This is a genomic window from Elstera litoralis, assembly GCF_000963705.1.
GTDB classification, from domain to species: Bacteria; Pseudomonadota; Alphaproteobacteria; order Elsterales; family Elsteraceae; genus Elstera; species Elstera litoralis.
The window spans coordinates 1-1,180 of the sequence record NZ_LAJY01000703.1 but is presented as its reverse complement, the minus strand read 5'-3'; the positions used below and the strand labels follow the sequence as shown (position 1 = coordinate 1,180).

At 61.6% G+C, this 1,180-nt stretch carries 3 protein-coding genes; 2 read left to right on the top strand and 1 reads right to left on the bottom strand.

Annotation, left to right across the window (positions count from 1 at the left end):
* Window positions 1-343: hypothetical protein (locus tag VZ95_RS26110; protein ID WP_045777282.1), on the top strand; the 343-nt coding region annotated here is incomplete at its 5' end.
* A 50-nt stretch (window positions 344-393) separates the two neighbouring features.
* The gene (locus VZ95_RS19130; protein ID WP_045777281.1) at window positions 394-678 is read left to right on the top strand and encodes a hypothetical protein; all 285 of its coding nucleotides are present in this window, start codon (window positions 394-396) and stop codon (window positions 676-678) included.
* Window positions 679-855: 177 nt separating this feature from the next.
* On the opposite strand, the gene VZ95_RS19125 is transcribed toward VZ95_RS19130, so the two are convergent.
* Window positions 856-1,180 (bottom strand): amino acid kinase family protein (locus VZ95_RS19125; protein WP_045777280.1); only part of this gene is annotated, 325 nt, incomplete at its 5' end.

Here is a 1,180-nt window from a genome sequence, read left to right as displayed (position 1 = left end):
GGCGACGCTGTTTGCCATTCTCAGCCAAGCCTATCTTGATATGCGCGACCCGCAGAGCGCGGTGCAACTCGCCAATGAGTCGCTCAAAGCGATGCAAAGCGTCAGCGACCCCGTTACCCGCGCCGCCAATTTCGCCTTCCTCGGCCTTATCATGAGTGAGGCCAGCGGCGCGGAAGGTGCCCGCCCCTTGCTACTGCAAGCCCTGCGCGATGCCTCAACACTCCCCGCCGGGCGCGAGCAAATCGCCGCCCTCTCCATGATCGCGCAAGCCCAGGGCAAGCTGAGCGATAAACCCTCCGCCACCGATACGCTCGCCGCCCTCGCAGGTCGCTCCCCAGCCTGAAGAAATCGGGCGATATCGCCCTTACCCGCGCCTATGCCGCCCGCGCCGCGATGGCCGCCCAAGACGGCACCGCCGCCCGCACTCATATCCGCGAGGCCGTTGCCGCCTACGACCGCTCCACCCAATCCGCCGAAATGCCGATGCCCGAGCGCGTCGCCGCCCTCGGCCTCATCGCCCTCGCCTATAATGAAATCGGCGATAAATCCGCCGCCCGCCAGATCGTCGCCACGCTGAAACAGACGCTCGCCACCATCTCGGAGCCTTACGATAAGTTCCAAGGGCTGCTGACGCTCGCCGATACGAGCTACGAAATCGAACAGCAGCGGCGGCCTTAGAGCGTTCTGTCAGGGCTTTGCCCCGACACCCCACCCAAGGGCTTCGGCCCTTGGGGAACGCGATTACTATTATTCATAAAATAAATAATTCGCAGAACCAAAAAAGTCTTTAGAGGAAATGGGATTGCCAAGGGGCAAGCCCTTGGCCAGGGGTGTCGGGGGCAGCGCCCCTGACAATCACACCAATTCGAGCGCCGCGCCCGGCCCCACATACGTTCCCACGTCTTCGCCCAGGCAGATTGCCTTAATGCAGCCAGGCTTATCGAAGTTGAACAGGTGGATGGGCAAATGATGGTCGCGCGCCAGCAGCATTGCTGATTGGTCCATGACACGCAGGTCTTGGCTGATAACGTCATCATAGGAGAGGCTGCGGTAGCGTTTCGCGTCCGTATGCTTCTTTGGATCGGCAGTATAGACGCCGTCCACCCCGTGCTTGGCCGCAAGGATCGCATCGCATTGCAGTTCGAGCGCGCGCTGGACCGAAGGATAATCGGTCGTCACG

Coding starts and splice junctions, on each gene's coding strand:
- VZ95_RS19130 (WP_045777281.1), top strand. CDS start 394: ATGGCCGCCCAAGACGGCACCGCCGCCCGCACTCATATCCGCGAGGCC.